Source organism: Methylobacterium dankookense (assembly GCF_902141855.1).
In the GTDB taxonomy this organism is placed as follows: domain Bacteria; phylum Pseudomonadota; class Alphaproteobacteria; order Rhizobiales; family Beijerinckiaceae; genus Methylobacterium; species Methylobacterium dankookense.
The window spans coordinates 191,335-214,607 of the sequence record NZ_CABFVH010000003.1 but is presented as its reverse complement, the minus strand read 5'-3'; the positions used below and the strand labels follow the sequence as shown (position 1 = coordinate 214,607).

20 protein-coding genes are annotated in these 23,273 nt (G+C 73.3%); 12 read left to right on the top strand and 8 right to left on the bottom strand.

The window, feature by feature from the left end; genetic code table 11:
• Positions 1-107: 107 nt before the first annotated feature.
• Entirely contained in the window at positions 108-350 is a 243-nt protein-coding gene (locus tag MTDSW087_RS04470; RefSeq protein ID WP_144760656.1) for a hypothetical protein, read from the top strand.
• 165 nt (positions 351-515) lie between these two features.
• On the opposite strand, the gene tmpT is transcribed toward MTDSW087_RS04470, so the two are convergent.
• Positions 516-1,160, bottom strand: coding sequence for a thiopurine S-methyltransferase (gene tmpT, locus MTDSW087_RS04465; RefSeq protein WP_144760653.1), 645 nt, complete (start codon positions 1,158-1,160; stop codon positions 516-518).
• A gap of 277 nt (positions 1,161-1,437) precedes the next feature.
• Between tmpT and MTDSW087_RS04460 the strand changes: the two genes are divergently transcribed.
• Complete coding sequence (locus MTDSW087_RS04460; protein WP_144760650.1) at positions 1,438-4,998, top strand: AsmA family protein; 3,561 nt, start codon at positions 1,438-1,440, stop codon at positions 4,996-4,998.
• A gap of 12 nt (positions 4,999-5,010) precedes the next feature.
• On the opposite strand, the gene MTDSW087_RS04455 is transcribed toward MTDSW087_RS04460, so the two are convergent.
• The 4 genes from MTDSW087_RS04455 to MTDSW087_RS04440 all read right to left on the bottom strand — a co-directional run bounded on the left by MTDSW087_RS04455 (position 5,011) and on the right by MTDSW087_RS04440 (position 11,543).
• Positions 5,011-8,607 carry a glycosyltransferase family protein gene (locus MTDSW087_RS04455; protein WP_238178751.1) on the bottom strand — a complete coding sequence of 1,199 codons (3,597 nt, stop codon included), beginning with the start codon at positions 8,605-8,607 and terminating at the stop codon, positions 5,011-5,013.
• 3 nt (positions 8,608-8,610) lie between these two features.
• Entirely contained in the window at positions 8,611-9,579 is a 969-nt protein-coding gene (locus tag MTDSW087_RS04450; protein WP_144760647.1) for a CgeB family protein, read from the bottom strand.
• Between the two features lie 154 nt (positions 9,580-9,733).
• A complete protein-coding gene (locus MTDSW087_RS04445) occupies positions 9,734-10,282 on the bottom strand; it encodes a GNAT family N-acetyltransferase (protein WP_144760644.1) in 549 nt (182 codons plus the stop codon).
• Positions 10,283-10,376: 94 nt separating this feature from the next.
• Positions 10,377-11,543, bottom strand: coding sequence for a type III PLP-dependent enzyme (locus tag MTDSW087_RS04440; RefSeq protein WP_144760641.1), 1,167 nt, complete (start codon positions 11,541-11,543; stop codon positions 10,377-10,379).
• 706 nt (positions 11,544-12,249) lie between these two features.
• Here MTDSW087_RS04440 and MTDSW087_RS04435 point away from each other — a divergent pair.
• On the top strand, positions 12,250-12,816 hold the full coding sequence (locus MTDSW087_RS04435; protein WP_144760638.1) for a GNAT family N-acetyltransferase: 567 nt from the start codon (positions 12,250-12,252) through the stop codon (positions 12,814-12,816).
• Between the two features lie 113 nt (positions 12,817-12,929).
• Here the strand turns inward: MTDSW087_RS04435 and MTDSW087_RS04430 are convergent, their stop codons facing one another.
• A complete protein-coding gene (locus MTDSW087_RS04430) occupies positions 12,930-13,169 on the bottom strand; it encodes a hypothetical protein (RefSeq protein ID WP_144760635.1) in 240 nt (79 codons plus the stop codon).
• Positions 13,170-13,428: 259 nt separating this feature from the next.
• Here MTDSW087_RS04430 and MTDSW087_RS04425 point away from each other — a divergent pair, with 259 nt between their 5' ends.
• The 6 genes from MTDSW087_RS04425 (at position 13,429) to MTDSW087_RS04400 (ending at position 20,195) form a co-directional block, all read left to right on the top strand.
• The gene (locus tag MTDSW087_RS04425) at positions 13,429-14,871 is read left to right on the top strand and encodes a lipopolysaccharide biosynthesis protein (RefSeq protein ID WP_144760632.1); all 1,443 of its coding nucleotides are present in this window, start codon (positions 13,429-13,431) and stop codon (positions 14,869-14,871) included.
• A 124-nt stretch (positions 14,872-14,995) separates the two neighbouring features.
• A complete protein-coding gene (locus MTDSW087_RS04420) occupies positions 14,996-16,171 on the top strand; it encodes an FAD-binding protein (RefSeq protein WP_144760629.1) in 1,176 nt (391 codons plus the stop codon).
• Positions 16,172-16,218: 47 nt separating this feature from the next.
• Positions 16,219-17,565: a glycolate oxidase subunit GlcF gene (gene glcF, locus MTDSW087_RS04415; protein ID WP_144760626.1), complete on the top strand. Its 1,347-nt coding sequence runs from the start codon at positions 16,219-16,221 to the stop codon at positions 17,563-17,565.
• Positions 17,562-18,671 (top strand): branched-chain amino acid ABC transporter substrate-binding protein, encoded by a 1,110-nt coding sequence (locus MTDSW087_RS04410; RefSeq protein ID WP_144760623.1) that lies wholly within the window; start codon positions 17,562-17,564, stop codon positions 18,669-18,671. The genes glcF and MTDSW087_RS04410 overlap by 4 nt, the downstream gene beginning before the upstream one ends.
• Positions 18,672-18,957: 286 nt before the next feature.
• Positions 18,958-19,233: a translation initiation factor IF-1 gene (infA, locus tag MTDSW087_RS04405; RefSeq protein WP_066922146.1), complete on the top strand. Its 276-nt coding sequence runs from the start codon at positions 18,958-18,960 to the stop codon at positions 19,231-19,233.
• Complete coding sequence (locus tag MTDSW087_RS04400) at positions 19,230-20,195, top strand: DMT family transporter (RefSeq protein WP_238179062.1); 966 nt, start codon at positions 19,230-19,232, stop codon at positions 20,193-20,195. Before infA ends, MTDSW087_RS04400 begins: the two co-directional genes overlap by 4 nt.
• A 20-nt stretch (positions 20,196-20,215) precedes the next feature.
• On the opposite strand, the gene MTDSW087_RS04395 is transcribed toward MTDSW087_RS04400, so the two are convergent.
• The gene (locus MTDSW087_RS04395) at positions 20,216-20,521 is read right to left on the bottom strand and encodes a hypothetical protein (protein ID WP_144760616.1); all 306 of its coding nucleotides are present in this window, start codon (positions 20,519-20,521) and stop codon (positions 20,216-20,218) included.
• A gap of 257 nt (positions 20,522-20,778) precedes the next feature.
• Entirely contained in the window at positions 20,779-21,141 is a 363-nt protein-coding gene (locus MTDSW087_RS04385; protein WP_238179057.1) for a darcynin family protein, read from the bottom strand.
• Positions 21,142-21,315: 174 nt separating this feature from the next.
• On the opposite strand from MTDSW087_RS04385, the gene MTDSW087_RS31180 reads away from it, so the two are divergent.
• From MTDSW087_RS31180 to MTDSW087_RS04370, 3 genes are read left to right on the top strand one after another with little or no spacing between them, the layout of a single operon-like run.
• Positions 21,316-21,837: a TetR/AcrR family transcriptional regulator gene (locus tag MTDSW087_RS31180; protein ID WP_280525251.1), complete on the top strand. Its 522-nt coding sequence runs from the start codon at positions 21,316-21,318 to the stop codon at positions 21,835-21,837.
• A gap of 57 nt (positions 21,838-21,894) precedes the next feature.
• A complete protein-coding gene (locus MTDSW087_RS04375) occupies positions 21,895-22,500 on the top strand; it encodes a sulfite oxidase-like oxidoreductase (RefSeq protein ID WP_144760613.1) in 606 nt (201 codons plus the stop codon).
• A gap of 6 nt (positions 22,501-22,506) precedes the next feature.
• Positions 22,507-23,223 carry an FAD-binding oxidoreductase gene (locus tag MTDSW087_RS04370; RefSeq protein ID WP_144760610.1) on the top strand — a complete coding sequence of 239 codons (717 nt, stop codon included), beginning with the start codon at positions 22,507-22,509 and terminating at the stop codon, positions 23,221-23,223.
• Positions 23,224-23,273: the final 50 nt, after the last annotated feature.

The window sequence follows — 23,273 nt, the reverse complement described above, 5'->3', positions numbered from 1 at the left end:
TGTCGGGCCGTCCACGGCCACCGCCCGGGCGATGCGGGAGCCGCCGCGGAACCGGCCGGCCCGTCCGGGCGTCGTTGCTCCAGGTAAGAGAATCGGAACCCGACGCCATGCGCCTCGCACAGATCATCCTCGCCGCCGGCCTGGTCGGCCTCGCCGCGCCGGCAACCGCGCAGGTGCGCTCCGGCAACCCCAACGCGGCCAACGATTCGTTCAGCCGTCAGAGCGAGAGTCGCGGCGTGCAGCAGGACATCACCACCCAGAACAACACCACGCGCATGGACATCCAGCGCAGCCAGACCGCGCCCCAGGCCCCGCCCCCCGGTGGCGGCGTCGCCGTGCCGCGGCGCTGATCGTCCGGTCACGGGGGAGCCGTGGGCGGAGATTGCTCGGGGAGATCGGCCGGCCGGTTTCCGTGCAGACACGCGGCGCCTCAGGATGAGGTCGAGGGGGATCCGGCAGGACTGCGCGATCCCCCTGCGAAGCCGCCTCCGCGGCCCGGATCCTGCCGGCCGCCGTCAGGCCTGGCGTCGCTCCAGCAGCCAGACGCTTTCGGTTGCCTCGACGGTGCCCTTCAGGCGGCCGGCGACCTCGACCCGTTCGAGCCGGGAAAGCGCGTAGTCGCGGTCATAGAGCGACCGGACCTCCTCCGCATCGACCGAGAAGGGCGGCCCGTCCATCAGGGACTGGTCGTACTCGAAGCAGATCAGCAGCTGGGCGGCCGTCCCCGTGATGCGGGTCAGGTGGCCGGCATAGCGCGCGCGCATCGCGGCCGGCAGGGCGACCAGCGCGGCCCTGTCGTAGACCGCGTCGACGCGGCCGAGCATGTCCGCCGACAGGGCGAACACGTCCCCGACATGGATGTCGATCCCCGGCGCGCGGTAATGCGTGAGGCTGCCCGTCTGCGTCACGGCGGGCTCCAGCCCCAGGTCGGCGAAGAGCTGATCGACCGCGTCCCGGCTCAGCTCGGCGCCGGATACGCGCAGGCCCCGCGCCATCAGCCAGCCGAGATCCGTCGACTTCCCGCACAGGGGCACGAAGACGTGCGATCCGGCCTTCAGGGACAGGCGGTCGATATGGCGCACGAGCAGCGCGTTCGGCCTGCCTTCATGGAAGGCGATCTCGTTCCGCTGCCATTTCCTGTGCCAGAAGTCGGGTTCCACGCGACGCCCTCCGATTCGTCCGCCATCCACGCGGCGAGCGTGCCACGGCGCGCGCCTGCGCGGTAGACGCTACCCCGCCGGCGACGGTCTCGCCCCGCCCGGACGGGCCCGAGCCGCCGCAAGGCCCTGAACACAGCCCTCTCGCGGGGGCCCTGGCGCGGGACGGCCCCCGGCATGCTATGTCGCTCGGGGGCTGAACGATCGTGCGCGATCCGCGGCAGCGCCCGCCTCCAAGAAGTCCGTCCCCGGCGGGCGGGCCGCATGCGGAACGTGAACGGTGCGTGACCTCCTGACCGCGCTCGCGGGCGCCGTCATCCTCCTCCTCGCGGCGGCGCTCGCCGTGCCGCCGCTGATCGACTGGACGGCCTATCGCGGCGTGGTGGACCGGGCGGTCTCGCGCTCGCTCGGCCTGCCCGTCCGCAGCGAGGGACGGCTGGAGGTGCGGCTCCTGCCCTCGCCGCGCCTGCGCCTCGACCGGCTGCATCTCGGCGAGGGGACGGAGAGTCCGAACCTCGACGCCCGCTTCGTGAAGGCCGAGGTGGCGCTCTTCCCGCTTCTGAGCGGCGAGTTCCGCTTCACCGAGACCCGGATCGGCCGGGCCGAGCTGCGGCTTCCGGTGACGGGCAACGAGGCGCTGCTCGTCCCCGCCGATCTGCCGGCGGCGTTCTCGGGCCGGGACCTCGCCATCGAGGACCTGCAGATCCAGCAGTTCCTGCTCACCACCCTCGTCCCGGTGACGGGCCGCACCGACCAGCTCTACGCGCAGGACCTGCGCCTCCAGGCCCCGGCGCTCGTCGGGCCCTGGCGGGTGGAGGGCACGAGCGGCGGCGTGCCGTTCCGGCTGACCAGCGGCGCGCTCGCCGAGGACGGCGTCGCCGTCAAGCTCTCCGGCGGCGGCGACGACCATCCCCGCTTCGAGGCCGATGCGAAGCTCGGCCTCGTGCCGAGCCGCGGGGGCCGCCAGGGCCGGACGGTGCAGGCCGAGGGCACCGGCCGCCTCGTCGTCGGGCCGCCGAGCCAGGTCGCGGGGACCTATCTGCCGCTCGCACTCTCCGGGCGCTTCAAGGCCACCGGCTCGCAGGTCCATTTCGAGACGGTCACCGCGGAGGTCGATCCGGGTGGGCGCCCGCTGCGGCTCGCGGGCAGCGGGGAGCTCAACCTGCGCCAGTGGCGGGCGGCCCTGAACCTGCAGGCGCGCCGGCTCGACCTCGACGGCTTCCTCGCGTCGCCCGAGGGGCAGGCCCTCCTCGCGCGGGGGCTGCCGAAGGACGGCAGCCGCCTGCCCGTGCTGCTCGACCTCGACCTCTCCGTCGAGAGCCTCGCCCTCGGCGCGGCCGAATGGTCGGACCTCGCCTTCGCCGCCACCCTCGACCGCGGCGGCGGCCTCGTGCTGAGATCCTTGCGCGCCACCGCTCCGGGCGGTGCGGTGATCGGCGCGAGCGGCGCCATCGAGACCGCGCCGACGCTCCATTTCAACGGGCCGGTCAGCCTCTCGGCGCAGCGCTCGGAGGGGTTCGGCCGCTATCTCCGCCGGCTCGGGCTCACCGGGCCGGCCGTGGCCGTGCTCGACGGGCGCCCGGTGGACGCGAGCGCCGACGTCGCCGCCGCCCTGCCGAGCCTCGACCTGCGCAGCCTGCGCCTCGCCCTCGGTCCGGCGCGGATCACCGGCAATGCCCGCTACACCGCGCCACAGGGGTCGGCGCGCGGCCGGTTCGAGGCGCAGATCGCCGCGCGCGGCCTCGACGTCGCGGCTTTGCCCCCGCTCAACAGCGCCTTCGCCGCCCTGGAGGGCCACGATCTCGGCCTGACCCTGGAGGCGCGCGACGTGCGCTACGGGGCCGCCGATACCGGCACCATCGCGGCGCGCATCCAGTCGGACGGGCCGAGCCTCGTGGTCGACAGCCTGGAGGTGACGAACCTCGCGGGCGCGAACGCGGCGCTGGCCGGCCGGATCAGCCCGGACGGGGCGGGCCGGATCGCCGGGCGCCTCTCGGCGCCCGCGGCAGCCCCGCTCCTCGCCCTGCTCGACCGGGTCTGGACCGGCGAGAGCCGGTTCGTGCCGGATTTCCTCCGGACCGGCGCCCTCGACCTCGGGCTCACGCTGGAGCGGGATGCCGGCGCCGCGGAGGCCCTGCGCGCCACGGCCAAGGGCCGCGCGGGCGGCGGCGATCTCGACCTCACGCTGACGAGCCGGGCGGGGCGCCTGGAACGGGCCGCGGTGAGGCTCGCCAACGCCCGGGCCGGATCCTGGTTCGGGCGCTCCGACCTGCCCGGGCTCCAGGGGCCGGCGGCCCTGACGCTCCAGGCCGAGCGCGCGGCGGAGGGCGGCCTCGACCTCCAGCTCGGCGGGACGGTCGCCGGGCTGAGGCTCGCGACGGCCAAGCCCCTCCGGATCGCGCCGGAGGACGGGCTGCCGGCCTCCGGCGAGATCCGCGCCGAGACCGCCGATCTCGGCCCCTACATGACGCTGTCGGGCCTCGCGAACCTCGCGCCCGGCGCATGGCCGGCCGCCCTCACGGTGGGCTTCGGGCGCGAGGCGGGCGATCTGCGCGCCGATCTCGGGGGGCAGGTGGCGGGCGCCGCCCTCGACGGCCGCCTGCGGATCGGGATGGACGGCACGGTCGGCGGCGCGCTGAGCCTCGCGCGGCTCGCCCTGCCGCAGGTCGCCGCCGCCCTCGTGCCCCCCGAGACGGCCCGGAGCCGGCCCACGCCGCTGCGCCCGCGCGGGCCGGTGCTCCTCGACCTCAAGGTGGGGGCGCTCGAACTCGGCCGCGGGCAGACGGCGACGGGCGCCGCCTTCCGCCTCGGCCTCGACGACGGCGCCCTGAGCCTGCGCGACCTCGGCGGCAAGCTCGCCGAGGGCCGGATCGAGGGCTCGGCCGCGATCGCGCGCCGCGGCTCCACGCTCTCGGTGTCGGGGGAGGGCACGCTCGCGGACGCGGCGCTCGCGGCGTTGGCCGATGGCGGCCCGCTCAGCGGACGGCTCTCGGCCAAGCTGCGCTTCGGGGCGAGCGGGCCGGACGCGGCGGCGCTGGCCGCCAACCTCGCCGGAAGCGGCACCCTCACCCTCACCGACCTCGCGGTGCCGGAGGCCGATCCCGCGGCGCTCGGCCGGGCGCTCGCCCGCGCGCTGGAGATCGACGATCCGCTGCGCGAGGGACGGCTGCCCCAGATCGTCGGCGAGGAACTCGGCAAGGCGGCGGCGCAGGCGCGCGGATCCGTCTCCGCCCCGGCGACCATCGTCGGCGGCGTGCTGCGCGCCGGGCCGCTCGAACTCGACCTCGGCGCCGCCCGCTGGACCGGCAGCCTCACCTACGACTTGGCCCGCGGGCGCCTCGACGCCCGCGGCCTGCTCGCCGGGGGCGCGGTTCCGCGCGGCTGGAACGCCGGCGCGCCCTCGGTCCAGCTCGGCCTCGCCGGCGGCCTCGACGCGCCCGAACGAAGCCTCGACACCGGCGCCCTCGCGACCGGCCTCGCGGCGGTCGTGCTGCAGCGGGAATTGGAGCGCATCGAGCTCATCGAAGCGGATCAGGTGGAGCGCCAGCGCCGCCGCGCCCGCATCGAGATGGACCGGGCCCGTGTCGCGGCGATCAAGGCGGCTGCCGAGAAGGCTGCTGCGGAAAAGGCCGCGGCGGAGAAGGCGGCTGCCGAGAAGGCCGCCGCCGACCGGGCGGCCGAGGAGGAGGCCCAGCGTCAGGTCCGGATCAAGGCGCAGCAGGCCGCCGCCGAGGAGGCCGCCCGTCAGGCCCGGGCGCGCGAGGCCGAGGAGGCGGCGCGGCGCGTCCGCCCGTCCGAGCACCCGCCGCAGGAGGCCGCGCCGGCGGAGGCGCAGCCCTGAGGGCATCGCCCGTCAGCCGATCCCGAGCTGCGCCCGCAGCTTGGCCTGGAAGCCGCCGAACTCCACCGTGCGGCGCGCGTAGCACTGGTAGAGCCTGACGCCGCCGGCCCGCACGGCCGCCTCGGGCACCGCGAGGTCGTAGCCCGCGGCCGCGGCCGCCGGATCGGACAGATGGGCGGCAGCGTCCGGCCGCGTCACTGCGGTCGAGATCGCGTAGCGGGCGCGGCCGCCCTCCCGCCAGGCGGCGAAGGTGGCGAGCGGCGCACCGTAGCCCGGCTGGAAGGCCCAGCCGACGCAGCGGATCATGCGCGCATCATCGTCTTCCAGCTCTGCCCGGTCGAGCGATCCGCCGGATTTGACCCGCTTGGGGAAGAGCGGGCGGAAGCAGGCGGGGGGCGCCGAGGCGAGGCGTGCCCGCGCGCCGCCCGGTGCGCGCACGAGGTCGGTCTCCGTGGCGAGCAGGCGGGCATCCGGCCCCTCGCCGAGGACGAAGCGCAACGCGTAGGCGCCCGGTTCGAGCGAATCCATCGCCGCGGCGAAGGCGAGCCGACTCCCGCCGGACAGCGCCTGCCCAGAGGCGCGCAGCCAGGACGGCGCCCCGTCCGCGACCGGGATCAACAGGGCGAAGACCGCCTCGGGGGCTGTCAGATCCGTCTCCGCCTCGAAGGCCCAGACGTCGCAGCCGAGGGCCACCAGGGGACCGGCCGCCTCCGGCAGGTTCTGGCGGATGGCCCGGACCGTCCCGGAAGCGGCCGGCTGGGTCCAGCTCCAGCCCGCCTGCCAGGTGGAGGGCTGCTCGGCTCCGACATTCGAGGCGAGGTAGACCCGGAAGAAGTCCCGGCTCGCGAGCCGCTGTCCGTCGATTATCTGCACGAGATCAGCCGTATAGGGCCCGCTCGGCAGTCCCTCGATGGGGATGCGGCCGGTGAATCCGGTCTCGGCCGAGGCCCGGTCCTCCGCACCGCGCACCAAGTCCTCGCGGTTCTCGCGGGCCAGCCGGGCGTAACGGGTCCCGTCCGGCCCGGACAGGCGCAGATAGGTCGCCTCCGGGGCTTTGCCGCGGATCGGGCGCAGCCAGCCGCGCAGGGACATGTCGCGCAGCACCACCGTGCCGTCGGGCGATCCCGTCACCGTCCGCCGGTCGAGGCGGAGCCGGTCGAGATACCAGTCGGTGCTGGCGCCGAGCCCCGCCAGGTCGAGGAGGGCTTCCGGCAGGGCGGCGTGTTCCGGCGGCAGGGCGTCCGCCACGGGCACCCGCGCCGCCTCGGCCTCGGCGGCCAGGGCCGCCGGATAGCGCGAATCCCAGGCGATGTCCCCGGAGGTCCAGCGCCGGGCGTTCACGCGGATGCCGGTATCGGACAGGGTCAGCGCGTATGTGCCGCGCATCCGTTCGGGGGCGCCGTCATGCGGGCAGGGCCGGGCGGCGATCAGCCGGGCATAGAGGCCGGCCAGTGCGGCGAGATGGGATTCCGGGGTTATGAAGCGCTTCGCCGCGACGGCGGCCTTCATCCGGGCGAGCCGGTCGCGGTTGAGATGCAGGGCGAGGAGGCGCTGCATCACCGCGCCCGGTGCGTCGGGCGGCACCACGAACCCGTCGATCCCATCGCCGACCCGCTCGGGCAGGGCGCCGAGATCGGTGACGATCGGCACGAGGCCGGCCGTCCAGGCCTCGCTCAGGGAGATCATGAAGGTCTCGGGCCAGGTCGAGAGATGGAGCGAGACGTCGCAGCCCGCGAGCAGCCCGACGATGTCCGCCTGATCGTAGGCGCCCACCTGCACGACCCTTTCCGCCGGAAGTTCGGCGAGCCGGGCGCGGTAGCGCGGGTCGACATCGCCGAGCAGCTTGAAGCGGATCGGATAATCCTGCGCGAGGCGGATCAGGGTCAGGACCGTTTCCGCGCCCTTGTGGCGCACGAAGTTGCCGATGACGGCCACGGTGAGCCGATCGGATTCTGTCGGCTCCGCGAGCGGCATCGCGGACTCGCCTGGAGTCGGCATCTCCAGCGTCACGACCTTCGCGGCCGGGATCTCGGGATAGAAGCCGCGGAGATACCGTCCGGTGAAGAGCGTGCTGGTCACGAAGGCGTCGATCCCCGCCACGACACGCGCCATGAACAGGTCGCGCCGCGCCTTCGAGCCGGGAGGATACCTGTCCGCGACGAGCAGGCAGGCGTCACATTGCTCCCGGCCGCGGCCGACCACGTCGCAGAAGCGGCCGGTCCGGTCGAGCAGGAGGTGCCGCTCGCAGATCAGGTAGTGGTCGTGTAGGTGGTAGACGACCGGAACGCCGCAAGCCCTGGCGATCAGCGGCAGGCTCAGCGGCAGGTCGATCAGGTGGTGGACGTGCACGAGGTCGACCCTGTGCCGGAACAGGATCTCCTCGAAGGTCCGCTCGATGCCGGGATCGGTCAGGACCTCGTCCGTCGCGGGCGCTGCCGCATAGGTCTCGTCGACTCCCCGGCCCTCGAGCCGCAGCTCGTACTCACCCCCTACGGCCACGGGATGGAGGAACAGCACTGCGTAGTCCGGCGCCAGCCCCGTCAGCATCTCCTGGTAGACCTCGACGCCGCCGCGGCGGTGGCCGCCCCGCTTGTGGGTGAGGCAGAGCACGGTCCTGCGCTTTGCGGGTAGCGACGGGCGCGCCGCGGGCGCCGCCGCAAGGTCGAGCATCCGCGCGACGCGGTGGTCGTAGAGATGCTCGGCGAGCGTCCGCGCGCGGGCGGACTCGGCCATGGCGATGCGCCGCTCGGGCTCGGCCAGGGCCTCGGTGATCGCCGCGAGCGCCGCGTCGTCGTCGGCGCAGAGTCGGATCTCGCTGCCGTCGGCGTAGTAATCGCCCGTCTCCGGCTCGGCCGAGACCATCACCTGGAAGCCGCCCGCGAGCGCGGTCTCGAACAGGCGCGGCGGCGGCGTCGTCCCGGAGGCGCGGTCGGTGGAGGCGTTCGAGAAGGCCCGCGGCAGGGTCAGCACCACGCGGCTCGCATTGGCGAAGCGGGCGAAGTCGGCATTGCCGCAGCGCCAGTCGACGAGCAGGGAAGGATCGTCGAGGACGGGCTTCCCGATGAAGGCGTTGTAGGGCAGGGCGAGCTTCACCTTGAGCTGCCGCGGCGCCCTGGCGAGGATCGCGTTGAGGCTCCGCACCCGGTTCGGCCAGGCGGTGCCGATGAAGAGCAGGTCGTAGCGGTAGCGCGCGTCGTCGCGCTGCACCGGCAGGTCCTGGAACAGGGGCGAGGCCGCGAGCGGCAGGTGGTGCGCGCGACCGCCATAGGCTTCCACCACGGAGCGCTCGTTGGTGAAGACGATGTCGAAGGCGGTCGAGAAGCGGAGGTTGCCGTCGACCTCGTAGGGGTCCTCGGTGGTCCAGAGGATGCTGAGCTTCGCGAGCGCGGCGAGCCGCGTCAGCAGCGGCGCATGCGTCCGGGCGCCGCCGAAGGCGATGACGGTGTCGAGCCCCTCCGCCTGGAACCGAGCGATGGCGTCGCCGTGGTCGGCCACCACGACCCGCGCCACGCGCGGATCGCGGCGCAGAGCATCGGCGATGGCGAGCGTGATGTAGGCATTGCGGGTGAGCGGCTCGGTATCGAGCAGCAGGATCGCGTAGGGTGCCATGGCCTAGTCCCCGGCGAGGCCGCAGAGGTCGAGGATTCGCCGCGCGCGGGCGGCGTAGGTGTGGTCCCTGAGCGCCCGCCCCTGCGCGGCCCGCGCGATCGCGAGAATGCTCTGAGGATCATCATAGGCCCGCTCGATCGCCCGCTCGATGTCGCGCACGGAATCGACGAGCAGGATCTCCTCGTCCGGCTCGAACAGGGTGCAGATCTCGAGCCCCGAGACGACGTAGAGCTGGGCCGAGCCGGAGAGCGCCACTTCGAAGGTGCGGGGCCCCGGCGTGGCCGCGGGCAGGCCGTAGCGGCGGTTGGCGATGTCCAGGTCGCGGCCGATATTCAGGGTAAGCCGCGCATTCGCCGCATGGTCGGCCATCTGCAGGGCGTCGAGGCGACGGTTGGTTGCGCTGTGTATGTCCTCCGGCCACCCGCTGCCGAGGATCGCCACGGGATGGCGCGCGAGTAGCGCGTCGGCCCGCCGGATCAGGTCGATCCGGTTGTCGTAGGCGACGCCGCAGAAGAACAGGGCGGTCCCGCGCGCCTCCATCGGCTTGAGGCCGCGCAGATGGATCCGCGGCGCGCCCGCGAGCGGCAGGTGGTGGACGTTCCCGTGCCGGTAATGCGGCACCGACCAGCTGTCGTTCGAGAACAGGATGTCGGCGAGCGGGCCGGCCTTGAAGGCGTAGTCGAACTCGTAGGGGTCGTCGTGCAGCCAGAGGGCGAGGCGCCCGCCCGCCGTATCGACAGCCCGGCGCAGACCCCGCAGGTCGGTGTCGTCGGGCACGAGGCTGCCGACCGCGATCACGAGATCCGGACGCAGGCTGAGAACCGCTTCCGGAGCCAGCTCCAGCGGCCGGACCGCCACCGCATCCACCCCCAGCACCTCCGCGAACCCGTCCGCGAGGTAGGTCCGGATGGCAGCATTGGTATTGATGCTGTCGCGGAACGTGCTGGTGATCAGGACCCGCGGCGCGCTCATCGGCGTCCGCCTTCCGGGGCGGGGGCTGGTCCGATCACTGGCTCGGCTCTCCCGTGCGGCCGGGCCGTCCGGTCGCGCGGGGTGCATAGGACAGGCCGCTCCGGCCTGTCCACTCAGGCTGGGCTCCGGCGGTGCCGGGCCCGCTCGTCAACGCTCAGGCCGCGCGTCGTCGCGCCGCCGCCGCGAAGGCCGGCACAGCCTCGTCCGGCGCGAGCGCGCCGGTCGGCCGCAGGATGCCCGCGGCACCGGCCAGCGCGTCGGCGCGCAGCTCCAGCCCGAGGAAGCGCGCGCGCTCGAACGGGCCGGGCATGGCGAGGTCGACCGCCACCGCGCCGTCGAAGCCGAAGCGGGCGTAGTAGGGCGCGTCGCCCACGAGCAGCACTGCGCCGTGGCCGAGCGCCTCGGCCCGGCCGAGGGCCGCGTGCATCAGCACGCTGCCGAGGCCCTGGCGCTGGATCGCCGGATCGACCGCGAGCGGCCCGAGCAGCAGGGCGGGCCGCCCGCCGGCATCGACGTTCCACAGGCGCACGGTGCCCACGAGCCGGCCGCCGCGCATCGCCGAGAAGGCGAGGCCGCGGGCCGGCAGACGGCCCTCGCGCAGGCGCTCGGAGGTCTTGGCGAAGCGGTTCGGCCCGAAGCAGGCGTCGAGCAGGCGCTCGCGCTGGGCGAGGTCGGCGGCGTGCTCGGTGCGGATCGCGATCATGACCGATCATCCCCGGGGACAGATGAATGGGGCGTGGACACGAGGCCGCCCGGGCCGTGCGCGGCCGGGCGGGATCTGCATCGGTGGCGGGGCGTCAGATCACGATCTGGCGCAGGGGGGGGAAGCCATTGAAGGCCACCGCGGCGTAGGTCGTGGTGTAGGCGCCCGCGCCCTCGATCAGCACCTTGTCGCCGATCGAGAGGGAGACCGGCAGCGGGTAGTGCTGCTTCTCGTAGAGCACGTCGACCGAATCGCAGGTCGGCCCGGCGATGACGCAGGGGCTCATGCGGTCCTCGTCGTGCTCGGTGCGGATGCGGTAGCGGATCGACTCGTCCATCGTCTCGGCGAGGCCACCGAACTTGCCGATGTCGAGATATACCCAGCGCACCTCGTCCTCGGCGGTCGACTTCTTGGAGACCAGCACCACCTCGGCCTCGATCATGCCGGCATTGCCGACCATGCCGCGGCCCGGCTCGATGATGGTCTCGGGGATCTGGTTGCCAAAATGCTTGGTGAGCGCGCGGAAGATCGCGTCGCCGTAGCTCTCCACGCCCGGCACCGCCTTGAGGTACTGGGTCGGGAAGCCACCGCCGAGATTGACCATCGACAGGCCGATGCCGCGCAGGGCGCACTCGCGGAAGATCATCGCGGCCGAGGCCAGCGCGCCGTCCCAGGCCTCGGTGTTGGCCTGCTGCGAGCCGACATGGAAGGACACGCCGTAGGCATGGAGCCCCTGCACGTGGGCGTGCTCCAGCACGTCGACGGCCATCTCCGGCACGCAGCCGAACTTGCGCGAGAGCGGCCAGTCGGCGCCGGCGCCGTCGCAGAGGATGCGGCAGAAGACCTGCACGTCGGCCGTGGCCACGCCGGCCTCGGCGGCGGCGCGGGCGATCTTGTCGGCCTCGGCCTGGCAGTCGACGGCGAAGAGCCGGATGCCGAGCTTCAGTGCGCGCACCACGTCGCGCTCCTTCTTGATGGTGTTGCCGAAGGAGATGCGGTCGGCGGTGGCGCCGGCGGCGAGCGCCATCTCGATCTCGGGCACCGAGGCGGTGTCGAAGCAGGAGCCCATCTCGGCGAGCAGGCTCAGCACCTCGGGCGCCGGGTTCGCCTTCACGGCGTAGAAGACGCGGGTGTCGGGGAGCGAGCGGGCGAAGGCGGTGTAGTTGTCGCGCACCACGTCGAGGTCGAGCACCATCACGGGGCCCTCGTCCTGGCCGAGGTCGCGGCGCACGCGCAGGAAGTCGCGGATACGGTCGGTCATGGACGATCCCCAGCACAGGTCGGCGGCGCCCGATCCCATCGGGCACACGATGTCGCGATCTGACGGCCTTGCGCGGCCGTCGGCGTCAGGGGGCGATGCGTCGCGTCGTCCGCACGCGTTGGAGACGCGCGGACGGACACGGGCGCAGAGCACCCGGAAGCTGCCGTGGATTGGTATGGGGAAACCCCAACCGCACGCCGGGCAAAGAGAAACAAGCCTCTTCGGTGTCGGCCTGTGGAGGGCCAACGAGACCAAAAAAGCCCGTTCGTCGTTGCTTTAAGCTGCGTCCCCCGTGGAGAGCGGGGTTCGCCGGTTTCGCCTCCGGCTGCCGGTTGTTGTTAGGGTCTGGTGTCGCCACCCGGATGCCGGCCGTAGGGATCCACCCTTGCGACCATCGATCCTTTAAGACCCCTGGCGGCTGTCCGGCAGTTGACCGGATGCCCACCAACCGGCACGCGGCCACAGGCACGTGCGAAATTGGGCGAGGCGGATATACGAGCGGCGGCCCGGGGCGACAAGGGATATTCCCGGCTTGCCCCCGGAAAATCGACGGCTCCGGCGCCGCTGTTGCAGAATCGCCGCGCCGAGGCCGGCCGGGCTTCCCAAAGACCGTGCGAGCGGGCATCTCCTAGATGCGCCCTGCCGAAGCGGATGCCGGCTCGGCATCGCGATCAGGCCTTCGAGGTAAGATGTCCCCGTGCCGTCCGTGAGCGCAGCAGCGGTCCTGCCCCCGCCCGAGGCGCGCCTCGCCCTGCGGGCCGCAAGCCGCGCCGACATCGACGCCCTCGTCGCCCTGGAGCACGCCGCCTTCGTCACCGACCGGGCCGAGCGCCGCGCGATCCGCCACGCGGTCGATTCGGCGACCATGGACGTGATCGTGGCTCTGGTGGAGGACGGCCGCGCGGAGGTTCTCGTCGGCGCCGCGGTGCTGGAGCGGCGGCGCGCCAGCCGCATCGCCCGTCTCTCCTCGATCGCGGTGGCACCGGGCCGCAACGGGCTCGGCATCGGCGGGCGCCTGCTCGCAGCGGCGGAGGACGAGGCACTGTCCCGCGGCTGCGACCGGCTGCGCCTGGAGGTGCGGGCCGATAACGGGGCCGGCATCCGTCTCTACGAGCGGCGCGGCTACAGCCGCTTCGCCGTGCGCCCGGACTATTATGAGGACGGGATGGAGGCGTGGCGCTACGAGAAGGCGCTCGCGCCTCCCGCGCGGCAGGAGGCTCCGCCGCGCGGCAAGGCGTCGTCCAAGAGCTCGCCTCATACCAGGCGTCGATGACCGTGCTCATCGACGCCTGCCCGCGCGACGGCGCGGCGGCGGTCGTCCGCCGGGCGCCTCGATCCCGACCCTGCGTCGGGATCGAGGCACGAAAGGCGTTGGCCCGATCGGCCTCAGTCGCAGGTCTCCTTATGGACGGTCTTGCGATCGCCGTACTCGTTCGTCTTGGTCACGGTCTTCGAGGAGCAGCCGTCGCCGCTGTCCCGGGTCGTCACGGTCTTGTGCTCGACCTCCGGGCGGTCGACCACCACGGTGTCGGGGCCGTCGCGGCGGATCACCGTGGTCTCGGCGGTGGCGGCCTGGACGGTGAGGGCGGTCAGCAGGGCCGCGGCGGCGGGGATGATGAGGCGCATGGCAGCTCTCCGGTGTGAACGTCGTTGCGGACGTCTTCGGGGCGACCAACGGCAAGCGCGGCCGGAGGGTTCCGGGCGGCCCGCTCCCGGCGCGGGGCGTCGGATCGCGCACGTCGGATTAGGGAATTCTTACGCGCTCCTCCGCTATGCAGCAGGCTCGGTGCGCCGCCCCGGCGGGGCGGTTCCGCGAACGGCCCGGATCCTGCCCGGTGCGTGAGCCCGGCCCCCGCTGCGGGGCGCGACTGTCGAAGGCTGCTCCATGGCCGTGATCGCCGCATTCGTCCTGAACGCCGGCCTGAACTTCGTCCTCGGCCTGATCCTCGCCAAGCTCCTGGGCCCGGCCGATTTCGGGCTGTTCGCCCTGGCGACGGCGGGCGCCATCGTGCTCAACACCGTGCTGTTCGAGTGGCTGCGCCTGTCGGCGACGCGCTTCTATTCGGGCCGCGTGCGCATCGACGAGCCCTGGATCCGCCACGGCCTCGACCGGGCCTACGCCCTGGTCGGCCTCGGCCTGATCGCGGCCGCCGCGGTCAGCCTCCTCGTCGACAGCGACGCGGGCGCAGAGGGGCGCGGCGCGGTGCTCGCCGGGACCATGCTGGCGGCGCTCGGCAACGGGGTGTTCGACTATCACGCCGCGCTCGCCCGCGCCCGGTTCGACGGCCGGCTCTATCTCGGCCTCGTGGCGGTGAAGAACGTGCTGGCCTTTGCCGGCATGGCCGCCGCCGCGTGGTACCTCGCGCATCCGGCCTGGGTGCTCGCTGTCGCGGGCCTGAGCTGCCTGCTCTCGATCGTGATCCTGCACCGCCCCTTGCGCGACCCGGCGACACCCCTGGCGCGGGACCGCATGGGCACGACCTGGCGGCTGTTCATGACCTACGGGCTGCCGCTCATCGCGGCGAACGCCGTCTACCAGCTCATGCCCTTCCTCAACCGCAGCGTGATCGCGGTCCATGCGGATCTCGCCGAGGCCGGCTATTTCGCGCTGGCTTCGGACGTGACGGGACGCAGCCTGACGACGCTCGGCACCGCCCTCGACCTGCTGCTGTTCCAACTCGCCGTGCGGGCCGAGGAATTCGAGGGCCGCGCCGCCGCCGAGGCCCAGGTCGGGCGGAACGCGGGCGTGGTCGTGGCCCTGCTCCTGCCCTGCGCGGTCGGGTTCTGGGCGGTGCTGCCGGCCCTGCAGGAGATCGTGGTGCCGGAGGCCTATCGCGGGCCCTTCGTCCTCTATGCGGGCCTGCTGATCCCGGGGCTGTTCTGCCTCTCGATGATGTTCTTCGCCATCAACCCGATCTTCCAGATCCGCCGCCGCACCCTGCCGGTGATCGCCGCGGCGGGCGTCGGGCTCGCGGTGAACGCGGCCGGGCTCCTCGTCCTGCCCACGATGTTCGGCGGCGCCGGCATCGCGCTGGCCCAGACCCTCGGCCTCGTCGCGGCCTTCTTCTGGCTCGCGGTGCGGGCGCTCCCCGGCCCCGACCGCCTGCACCTGCCCTGGCGCGAGATCGCGGCCTCGGCTGCCGCCTGCCTCGCCATGGGGCTGGCGCTGGCGCCGTTCCGGCATCTTGCGCCGGGCCTCGCGCTCGCCACCTGCCTGCCGCTCGGCATCGGCCTCTACGGCATCCTGGTCTGGATCTTCGACATCGCCGGCCTGCGCGGCCACGTGCTCGCCCGCTTCCGCCCGGTCTGCCCGGCCCCGGCCGAGTAGCCCGGTCACAGAGCAATGCCGCCGGCCGTCATGCCGCGCTCTTGAATCGCGGATGCAAAGCGGCAGGATCCTGCCATAAGGAGAGCCGGCACGGCGGAATGCCGGCACGTTCGGGCAGGAAACGATGCGGTCATACGAGCCCCGGGACGAGGGCGAGGCGGCGGGACTCGTGCGCGAGGCGGCCGCCCGCGGCGAGCGGCTCCGCCTCGTCGGCGGCGACACCAAGGCGCGGCTCGGCCGTCCGGCCCAGGACGAGGCGACCCTCTCGGCGGCCGCGCTCTCCGGCATCACCCTCTACGAGCCCGCCGAGATGGTGGTGGGTGCCCGCGCCGGCACGCCGCTCGCCGAGGTGCAGGCGCTGCTCGCCACCCGCGGCCAGATGCTGCCCTTCGAGCCGATGGACCATCGCCGGCTGCTCGGCTCCGCGGGCGAGCCGACCTTCGGGGCGGTGGCGGCGGTCAACAATTCGGGCCCGCGCCGCATCAATGCGGGCGCCGCCCGCGACAGCCTGATCGGCGTGCGATTCGTCAACGGGCGGGGCGAGGCGATCAAGTCGGGCGGGCGCGTGATGAAGAACGTCACCGGCCTCGACCTCGTGAAGCTGATGGCCGGCTCCTGGGGCACGCTCGGGCTCCTCACCGAGGTGACCTTCAAGGTGCTGCCCGTGCAGGAGCGGGTCTCGACCCTGGTCTTCACGGGGCTCGACGATGCCCGCGCGGTCGAGGCCCTGGCGGCGGCCCTCGGCTCGCCCTTCGAACTCACCGGCGCCGCCCACCTGCCGGCCGGGATCGGCGCCCCCGAGGCCCGCACCCTGATGCGGGTCGAGGGCTTCTCGGATTCGATCGCCTACCGGCTCGGCGAGTTGACGCGGCTCCTCAAGCGCTTCGGCGCGCCGGAGGTCTCGGACGAGCCCGGCCTCTGGGAATCGGTCCGCGACGTGCATCCCTTCGCGGCAGGGGAGGGGGCGGTCTGGCGCATCTCCACCGCGCCGATGCGGGGCCCGGCGCTCGCGGCCGAGATCGCCCGCGGGCTCCAGGCGCGCTGGTACTACGATTGGGGCGGCGGCCTGATCTGGCTCGAGACCTCGGCCGCGGGCGATGCCGGCGCCGCGGTGATCCGCGCGGCGGTGAAGGGGCAGGGCGGCCACGCGACGCTGGTGCGGGCGCCCGACGCCGTGCGCGCGGCGGTGCCCGTCTTCGAGCCGCTCGCCGAGCCGCTGATGCGGGTGAGCCTGGGCATCAAGGCGGCGCACGACCCGGCCGGGGTGCTCAACCCGGGCCGCATGTATGCGGGCGTGTAGCGCCCGCCGGGAAGGAACGAGACGGCCAAGGGCCCGAGGACAAGACCGTGCAAACCAATTTCAGCCCCGCACAGCTCGCCGACCCGGCGATGGCGGCCTCGGAGAAGATCCTGCGCACCTGCGTGCATTGCGGCTTCTGCACGGCGACCTGCCCGACCTATCTCCTGCTCGGGGACGAGCTCGATTCCCCGCGCGGGCGCATCTACCTGATCAAGGACATGCTGGAGGGCGGCAAGGCGGCCTCGGCGGAGGTGGTGCGTCACGTGGACCGCTGCCTCACCTGCCTGTCCTGCATGACGACCTGCCCCTCGGGCGTGCACTACATGCACCTCGTCGATCATGCCCGCACGCATATCGAGCGGACCTTCCGGCGGAGCGCCGACGATCGCCTGCTGCGCGCGCTCCTCGCCTTCGTGCTGCCCTATCCGAACCGCTTCCGCCTCGCGCTCTTCGCGGCCTGGCTCGGCAGCCCGTTCCGCGGGCTCGTCGCCCGGCTGCCGCGGGTCGGCAACCGGCTCGCGGCGATGCTCGACCTCGCGCCCGCCCGGCTTCCGGGACGCAACCCGACCGACCGGCCCGGCACCTTCCCGGCGCCGGCCGCCGCCAACGCCCCGCACCGGCGGGTGGCGCTGCTGCGCGGCTGCGCCCAGAGCGTGCTGCGCCCGGATTTCAACGAGGCGGCGATCCGCCTCCTCAACCGCCACGGTGTCGAGGTGGTGCAGGCGGCGGAGGGCTGTTGCGGCGCGCTCACCCACCACATGGGCAAGGAGCATTCCGCCCACGCCCATGCCAAGCAGGCGATCGACGCCTGGACCCGGGAGATCGAGCGCGGCGGCCTCGATGCCATCCTGGTGACGGCCTCCGGCTGCGGCACGACCATCAAGGATTACGGCTTCATGTTCCGGGACGACCCGGCCTATGCCGAGAAGGCGGCTCGGGTCTCGGCCCTCGCCAAGGACGTCACCGAATACGTCGCCGCCCTCGGCCTGATGGAGCCGGTGGTCGAGACCGACCTCGTGGTGGCCTATCATTCCGCCTGCTCGATGCAGCACGGCCAGGGCATCCGCACCGAGCCGAAGGCGCTCCTCAAGCGGGCGGGCTTCACCGTGAAGGACGTGCCCGAGGGGCATATCTGCTGCGGCTCGGCCGGGACCTACAACATCCTGCAGCCCGAGATCGCCGGGCGCCTGCGCGCCCGCAAGGTCGCCAATATCGAGCGGATGCGGCCGGACCTGATCGCCACCGGCAATATCGGCTGCGCCACGCAGATCGGGAAGGGCACCGAGATCCCGATCCTGCACACGGTGGAGCTGCTCGATTGGGCGACCGGCGGCCCGCGCCCCGAGGCGCTGGAGCATGTGGCGCGCAAGCCCGCCCTGCAGGCCGCCGAGTGAGGATCGTAGCTGCCCTCCTCGCCCTCGGCGGCCTCTGGGGGGCACCCGCCGCGGCGCAGGCGCCCGCCCCGGTGAAGATCGGGCTCTCTGCCCCACTGACCGGGCCGGACGCGCCCTTCGGGCAGGGCCTGCGCCTCGGCGCCGAGCAGGCGGTGGCCGATCTCAACCGGGCCGGCGGGCGCCGCCTCGTCCTCGTCGTGGCCGACGATGCCGGCGACACGAAGCAGGCCTTGGGCGTGGCGCGGCGCTTCGCGGCCGAGGGCGTGCGCCTCGTGGTCGGTCCGCTGCAATCCTCGCTCGTCGCCGCGACGGCGCCCGCCTACGAGGAGGCCGGCACCGTGGTGATCGCGCCCGCCGCGACCTATCCGCCGCTCACCGCCCGCGGCCTCTGGAACCTGTTCCGCCTGTCGCCGGGCGACGCGCAGCAGGCGCAGACGGCGGGCGCCTGGCTCGCCGCGCGCTTTCCCGAGGGCGTCGCGCTGGTCCACGACCGCTCCACCTTCGGCCGCGGCCTCGCCGAGGAGGTTTCCCGCACCCTGCGGGCCCGCGGCCTGCGCGAAGCGGCCTTCGAGAGCCTGCCCCGCGGCAGCCGCGACGCGGCGGATGTCGCCGGCCGCTTGAAGGCGGCTGGTGCCCGCGCCGTCTATTTCGGCGGCCTGGCCCCCGAGGCGGCCCTGCTCGCCCGGGCCCTGCGCGAGGCCGGGCTGACCGGGCCCATGGTGGCGAGCGACGGCATCCTCGATCCGGCCTTCCCCGCCACCGCCGGTCCGGCCGGGGAGGGGACGGTGATGACCCTCGTGCCCGAGCGTCGCCCCCCTGATCCGCGCGGCAAGGCGGCGCCCCGCACGCCCGAGGCCGACCTCGTCGCGGGCGTGGGCTACGCCGCCGTCGAGGTGCTGGCCCAGGCGCTCGCCGCGCAGGGGAATGCGCGGGTGCCGGATGGGCGGAAGCTCGCCGAGGCCGTGCGCGCGGGCAGCTTCCGCACCGCGATCGGCCCGGTCGCCTTCGACGCCGCGGGCGATCCGCGGCCCGGCGCCGTGGCCCTGCGGGTCTGGAAGCGGATGCCCGACGGGCGCCTCGACTTCGCCGGCAACGACGCGCCCTGAGATCCCGCCCGAGGCGGCTCGCGGGAGGCTTGCAGGAACCTGCCTGATCAAGCTTTGACCAGACAGAGTGCCGAAATCCTGTCGAGGAGCGGAGCCCGCGGCGCGGCGACGACTTGCCGATAGGCGCGGCGGCGATTAAATCCGGGCACGCTCCGGCGCCCAGCCCACCTTGCCCGCGACTTGCCGGCAGGGATCGGGACGGGCGCTGCCGCGTTTTTATGCACTTGCACGAGATGACATGTATGCCGGAACGCCTGTTTCCAGACGGTCCGACTGGAGAGGGTGAATGGCAAAAGAAGAATTGATGCAGTTCGACGGTCTCGTTCTCGAGATCCTGCCTGATGCGCGCTACCGGGTGCAGCTCGACCAGGGCCACGAGATCGTCGCCTACACCGCCGGCAAGATGAAGAAGAACCGCATCAAGACGCTCGCGGGCGACCGCGTCACCGTCGAGATGTCGCCCTACGACCTGGAGAAGGGCCGCCTCGTGTTCCGCCACAAGGACGAGCGCTCCTCCGGACCGCGCCCGCCGATGCGCGGCGGCCAGTTCCGCCGGCGCTGAGCGCGCCCCTCGCGGCCGGCCCCCGGGCGGGCCGCGCCTACCTGCTCCTCCTCTTCACGATGCTGGTCTGGGCCGGCAACGTGGTCGCCGCCCGATGGGCGCCGGGGCAGGTCTCCCCTCAAGCCCTGACGACCCTGCGCTGGGCCTTCCCCTGCGCAATCCTCGCGGTGATCGCGCGGCGGCGCATCCTGGCCGACCGCACGGTGCTGGCCCGCTCCTGGCTGCGCATCCTGATCATGGCCACGGTGGGCTACACGCTCTACGCGAGCCTGTTCTACGCCGCGGGCGCCTATACGAGCGCGGTCAACATCGCCCTGCTGCAGGGGGCGATCCCGGTCCTGGTCCTCGTCCTGAACTACCTCGCCTACAGCCAGCCCGTTTCCCTCGGGCAGGGCATCGGTGTGGCGGTGACGCTGGTCGGGGCGGGCGTGGCCGCCTCGCACGGCGATCTCGACGTGCTGCGCAGGCTCGACTTCAACCGCGGCGACCTGCTGATGCTCGTGGCCTGCCTGCTCTACGCCGCCTACACGGTGGCGCTGGCGACGCGGCCGAAAGCCTCCGGCCTGTCCTTCTTCGCGGCGCTCGCCGCCGCGGCCCTCGTCACCTCGCTGCCGCCGCTCTTCGCCGAATGGGCCGCGGGCCGGCTGATCTGGCCGACCGCGACGGGCTGGCTGATCGTGACCTACGTGGCGCTCGGGCCGTCGCTCGCGGCGCAGCTCACCTTCCTGTCGGCCGTCGAGATGATCGGCCCGAACCGGGCGGGGCTCTTCGTCAACCTCGTGCCGGTCTTCGGCGCCGGGCTCGCGGTGCTGGTGGTGGGAGAGCCCTTCGAGACGTCCGACGCGGTCGCCCTCGCCCTGGTGCTCGGCGGCATCGCCTGCGCCGAGCGGCTGCGCCCGCGCGCCGCTCCGCCTGTCCTGCCGCCCGAGGAGATCGTCACGCCGTCGCCGCCGGGGCGCTGAGCCCCGGCGGCGAGTCTCGCCTACTCGCAGACGCGGACGCGGCGGAAATACACGTCGCCGTAGGGATCGATGTAGCGGCGGCGCTCGAAGTGGCAGACCGGGCCGACATACTCGTCCTCGACATAGACCGGCCGCGGGGCACGGTAGACCGGCTTGCCGGGGTAGTAGGGATCGGCCGTGGCGGACCCGATGGCGCCGCCGACAGCGAGGCCGCCGAGCACGCCGAGGGCCGCGGCGCCGCCGGGGCTGATCCCGTCGCGGGCCTGGGCGGCCGGGGCCGCGAGGAGCCCTCCGGCGACGAGGGCGATGGCGAGACTGCGAAACATCGTGGGTCCTCTGCGTGGTCCGCCCCTCGCTGTCCGGGCGGAGCTTCGTCAAGGGACAACAGCGCCGCTTTGGGGCAAATCTTCGGCGCGTCCGATCAGAGCTTCGTGAGCCGGACGGAAAGCGGCCAGCGCACGCGCCGCCGCGAGCCTGGCGCGCCCCAGGCCTCGGCGAGCGCCGCCGCGAAGGCCGGCAGAGGCGGAGAAGTGGTCCTTGAAGGGCGTGCCCGGCATGGTGCCTCCCTCCGCCGCCCCCATCCTCAGGCCGCGAGAGGCGCCTGCTCGTAGTTGCGGGCGTAGGCGTTCTCGACCGCCGGGATGATCTCGACGATCCGGAAATAGCGATCCCAGAACGGCGTCTCGCGCAAGGCCTCGACCACCAGCTCGTAGGCGTGGCGGCTGCTCGCCTCCCAGACCCAGAGATCGGTGATCCGGGCCGTGTAGAACTCCGCGTCGTAGAAGCGCATGCGCACCTCCGCGGCGTGGCGCTGCAGGATCGGCTCGACATGCTCGCGCAGCTTCGCGAAGCGGGTCTCGACGGGGAAGCCGAGCCATTCCGGCTCGGTCTTCACCAGCATGAAGACCGTCAGGGTATCGGCGGCCGGGGTTTCGGGCATCGTCATGGGTGGTTGCCTTCCTCTGTGGGACGGCCCGATCATGAGGGCCCGCGACGACCCTCGAAACTCGCATCCCGCATGCCTGCCGCCAGCCGCCGACCCGCACTCAAGTCGCGGAAAACACCGAGACAATCGCGCTCGGCCGAGACGGTGCGGATCATCCTCTAGGCGGCGGCTCGCATTCTCGAGGAGCGCGGATTCCCCGGCTACACCAAGAACGCCGTCGCCGAGCGGGCCGGGGTCAGCATCGGCTCGCTCTACCAGTACTTCCCGGGCAAGGAGGCGCTGACCGCCGCCCTGGTCGAGCGCGAGACCGGGGCGCTGCTCGCCGAGGTCGCCGCCGCCCGGCAGGCGCCGACGGGCGAGGCCGGCCTCGCCGCAATCGTCCGGGCCGCGGTAATGCACCAGATGCGGCGGCCCGTCCTCGCCCGGGCCCTGGACATCGAGGAGCGGCGTCTGCCCCTCGAAGAGGCGGTCGCCCGGGTCTCCGCGGCCCTCGCGGAGGCGATCCGGGACCTGCTCGGTCGGATGCCCTGGCCCGCGCCGGCGGATCCGGACCTGATGGCGGCCGATATCCTGGCCATCGTCAAGGGCATGGTCGATGCCGCCGGCGAGCGCGGCGAGCGCGAGGCCGAGCCGCTCCAGGGCCGCGTCGGCCGCGCCGTGTTCGGCTATCTCGGTCTCGGGGCGCAGCGCGCTTGACGTGAGGCCCCGGCCGGCCTGAAACGGCTGCGGAATCTGAGGACCACGGAGGCCGGCTTGGCGACACGAGGCTTCACCGGGCGCCGCCCGCCCGAGGCGACCCGCGAGCGGCTGCCCCCGGGGCAGTATCTCACCGACGACTTCCCCGTCCTCCAGATCGGGCCGAACCCGCAGATCGATCTGGCGGCCTGGCGCTTCACCCTGCGCGAGGGCGCCCGCCCGCTCAAATCCTGGAGCTGGGACGCATTCCAGGCCCTGCCGCGCACCCGCTGGGGCGGCGATATCCACTGCGTCACCAAGTGGTCGAAGTTCGACACGGCCTGGGAGGGCGTGAGCTTCGACGATCTCCTGGCCGATGCCGGGATCGCGGCCCCGACCGACTACCTGCTGGCCGAGGGCTACGACGACTACACCACCAACGTGCCGGTGGCGGACCTGACCGGCGGCAAGGCCATGGTGGCGACCCTCTATGACGGGCAGCCGATCCCCCTCGACCATGGCGGTCCGGCCCGGCTCCTCGTGCCGCATCTCTATTTCTGGAAGAGCGCCAAATGGGTGAAGGGCCTGCGCTTCACGGCCAGGGACGAAGCCGGCTTCTGGGAGCTGCGCGGCTATCACATGTACGGCGATCCCTGGCGCGAGCAGCGCTTCACCGGTGATTGATCGCCCGTGACCGACCTGTCCTGGACCCTCTGGCGCGAGGCGGTGATCACCGGGATCGCGCCGGTCACGCCCCGCGTGAAGCGCTTCGTGCTGGCGGCCGGGTTCGACCACTTCCGGCCGGGCCAGCACGTGGACGTGCGGCTGACGGCGGAGGACGGCTATCAGGCGCAGCGCAGCTACTCCATCGCCTCGGCGCCGGACGGGTCCGGGACGATCGAGCTGATGATCGAGGGGCTCGACGGCGGCGAGGTCTCGGGCTTCTTCCTCGACGTCGCGGAGGTCGGCGACCGGATCGAGCTGCGCGGGCCGATCGGCGGCTCCTTCGCCTGGGGGCCGGAGGATGGCGGCCCGCTCCTCCTCGTCGGCGGCGGCTCCGGCGTGGTGCCGCTGCTCGCCATGCTGCGCCACCGGGCGCGCGTCGCGCCGGACATCCCCTGCCGCCTGATCTACTCCGTGCGCACCCGCGCCGAGGCGATCGCGCTGCCTGAGCTGGAGGCCCGCGCCGGCGACGAGCCGGGCTTCGGCCTGCATCTCCTCACCACGCGGGAGGGCGTGGGGCGGCGCATCGACGGGGCCGTGGTGGCCGCGGCGCTCGCCGATCTCGGCACCCCGGCGCGCTGCTTCGTCTGCGGCTCGAACCCCTTCGTGGGTGCCGCCTCGGCGCTGCTGCTGGCGGCGGGGCTCGCCCCCGCCACGATCCGGACCGAGCGCTTCGGCGGGTGACAGAGGGCGGGAATCCCCGCTCTCGCCGTCCTTCCCGCCTTGCGCCGGGC

Excerpts from the sequence above, each read along its gene's own strand:
- MTDSW087_RS04430 (WP_144760635.1), bottom strand. The coding sequence starts at position 13,169 with ATGCGCCTCATCATCCCCGCCGCCGCGGCCCTGCTGACCGCCCTCACC.
- MTDSW087_RS04395 (WP_144760616.1), bottom strand. The coding sequence starts at position 20,521 with ATGTTTCGCAGTCTCGCCATCGCCCTCGTCGCCGGAGGGCTCCTCGCG.
- MTDSW087_RS04455 (WP_238178751.1), bottom strand. The coding sequence starts at position 8,607 with ATGGCACCCTACGCGATCCTGCTGCTCGATACCGAGCCGCTCACCCGC.
- MTDSW087_RS04445 (WP_144760644.1), bottom strand. The coding sequence starts at position 10,282 with ATGATCGCGATCCGCACCGAGCACGCCGCCGACCTCGCCCAGCGCGAG.
- MTDSW087_RS04425 (WP_144760632.1), top strand. The coding sequence starts at position 13,429 with ATGGCCGTGATCGCCGCATTCGTCCTGAACGCCGGCCTGAACTTCGTC.
- MTDSW087_RS04385 (WP_238179057.1), bottom strand. The coding sequence starts at position 21,141 with ATGACGATGCCCGAAACCCCGGCCGCCGATACCCTGACGGTCTTCATG.
- MTDSW087_RS04420 (WP_144760629.1), top strand. The coding sequence starts at position 14,996 with ATGCGGTCATACGAGCCCCGGGACGAGGGCGAGGCGGCGGGACTCGTG.
- MTDSW087_RS04470 (WP_144760656.1), top strand. The coding sequence starts at position 108 with ATGCGCCTCGCACAGATCATCCTCGCCGCCGGCCTGGTCGGCCTCGCC.
- infA (WP_066922146.1), top strand. The coding sequence starts at position 18,958 with ATGGCAAAAGAAGAATTGATGCAGTTCGACGGTCTCGTTCTCGAGATC.
- MTDSW087_RS04440 (WP_144760641.1), bottom strand. The coding sequence starts at position 11,543 with ATGACCGACCGTATCCGCGACTTCCTGCGCGTGCGCCGCGACCTCGGC.
- MTDSW087_RS04450 (WP_144760647.1), bottom strand. The coding sequence starts at position 9,579 with ATGAGCGCGCCGCGGGTCCTGATCACCAGCACGTTCCGCGACAGCATC.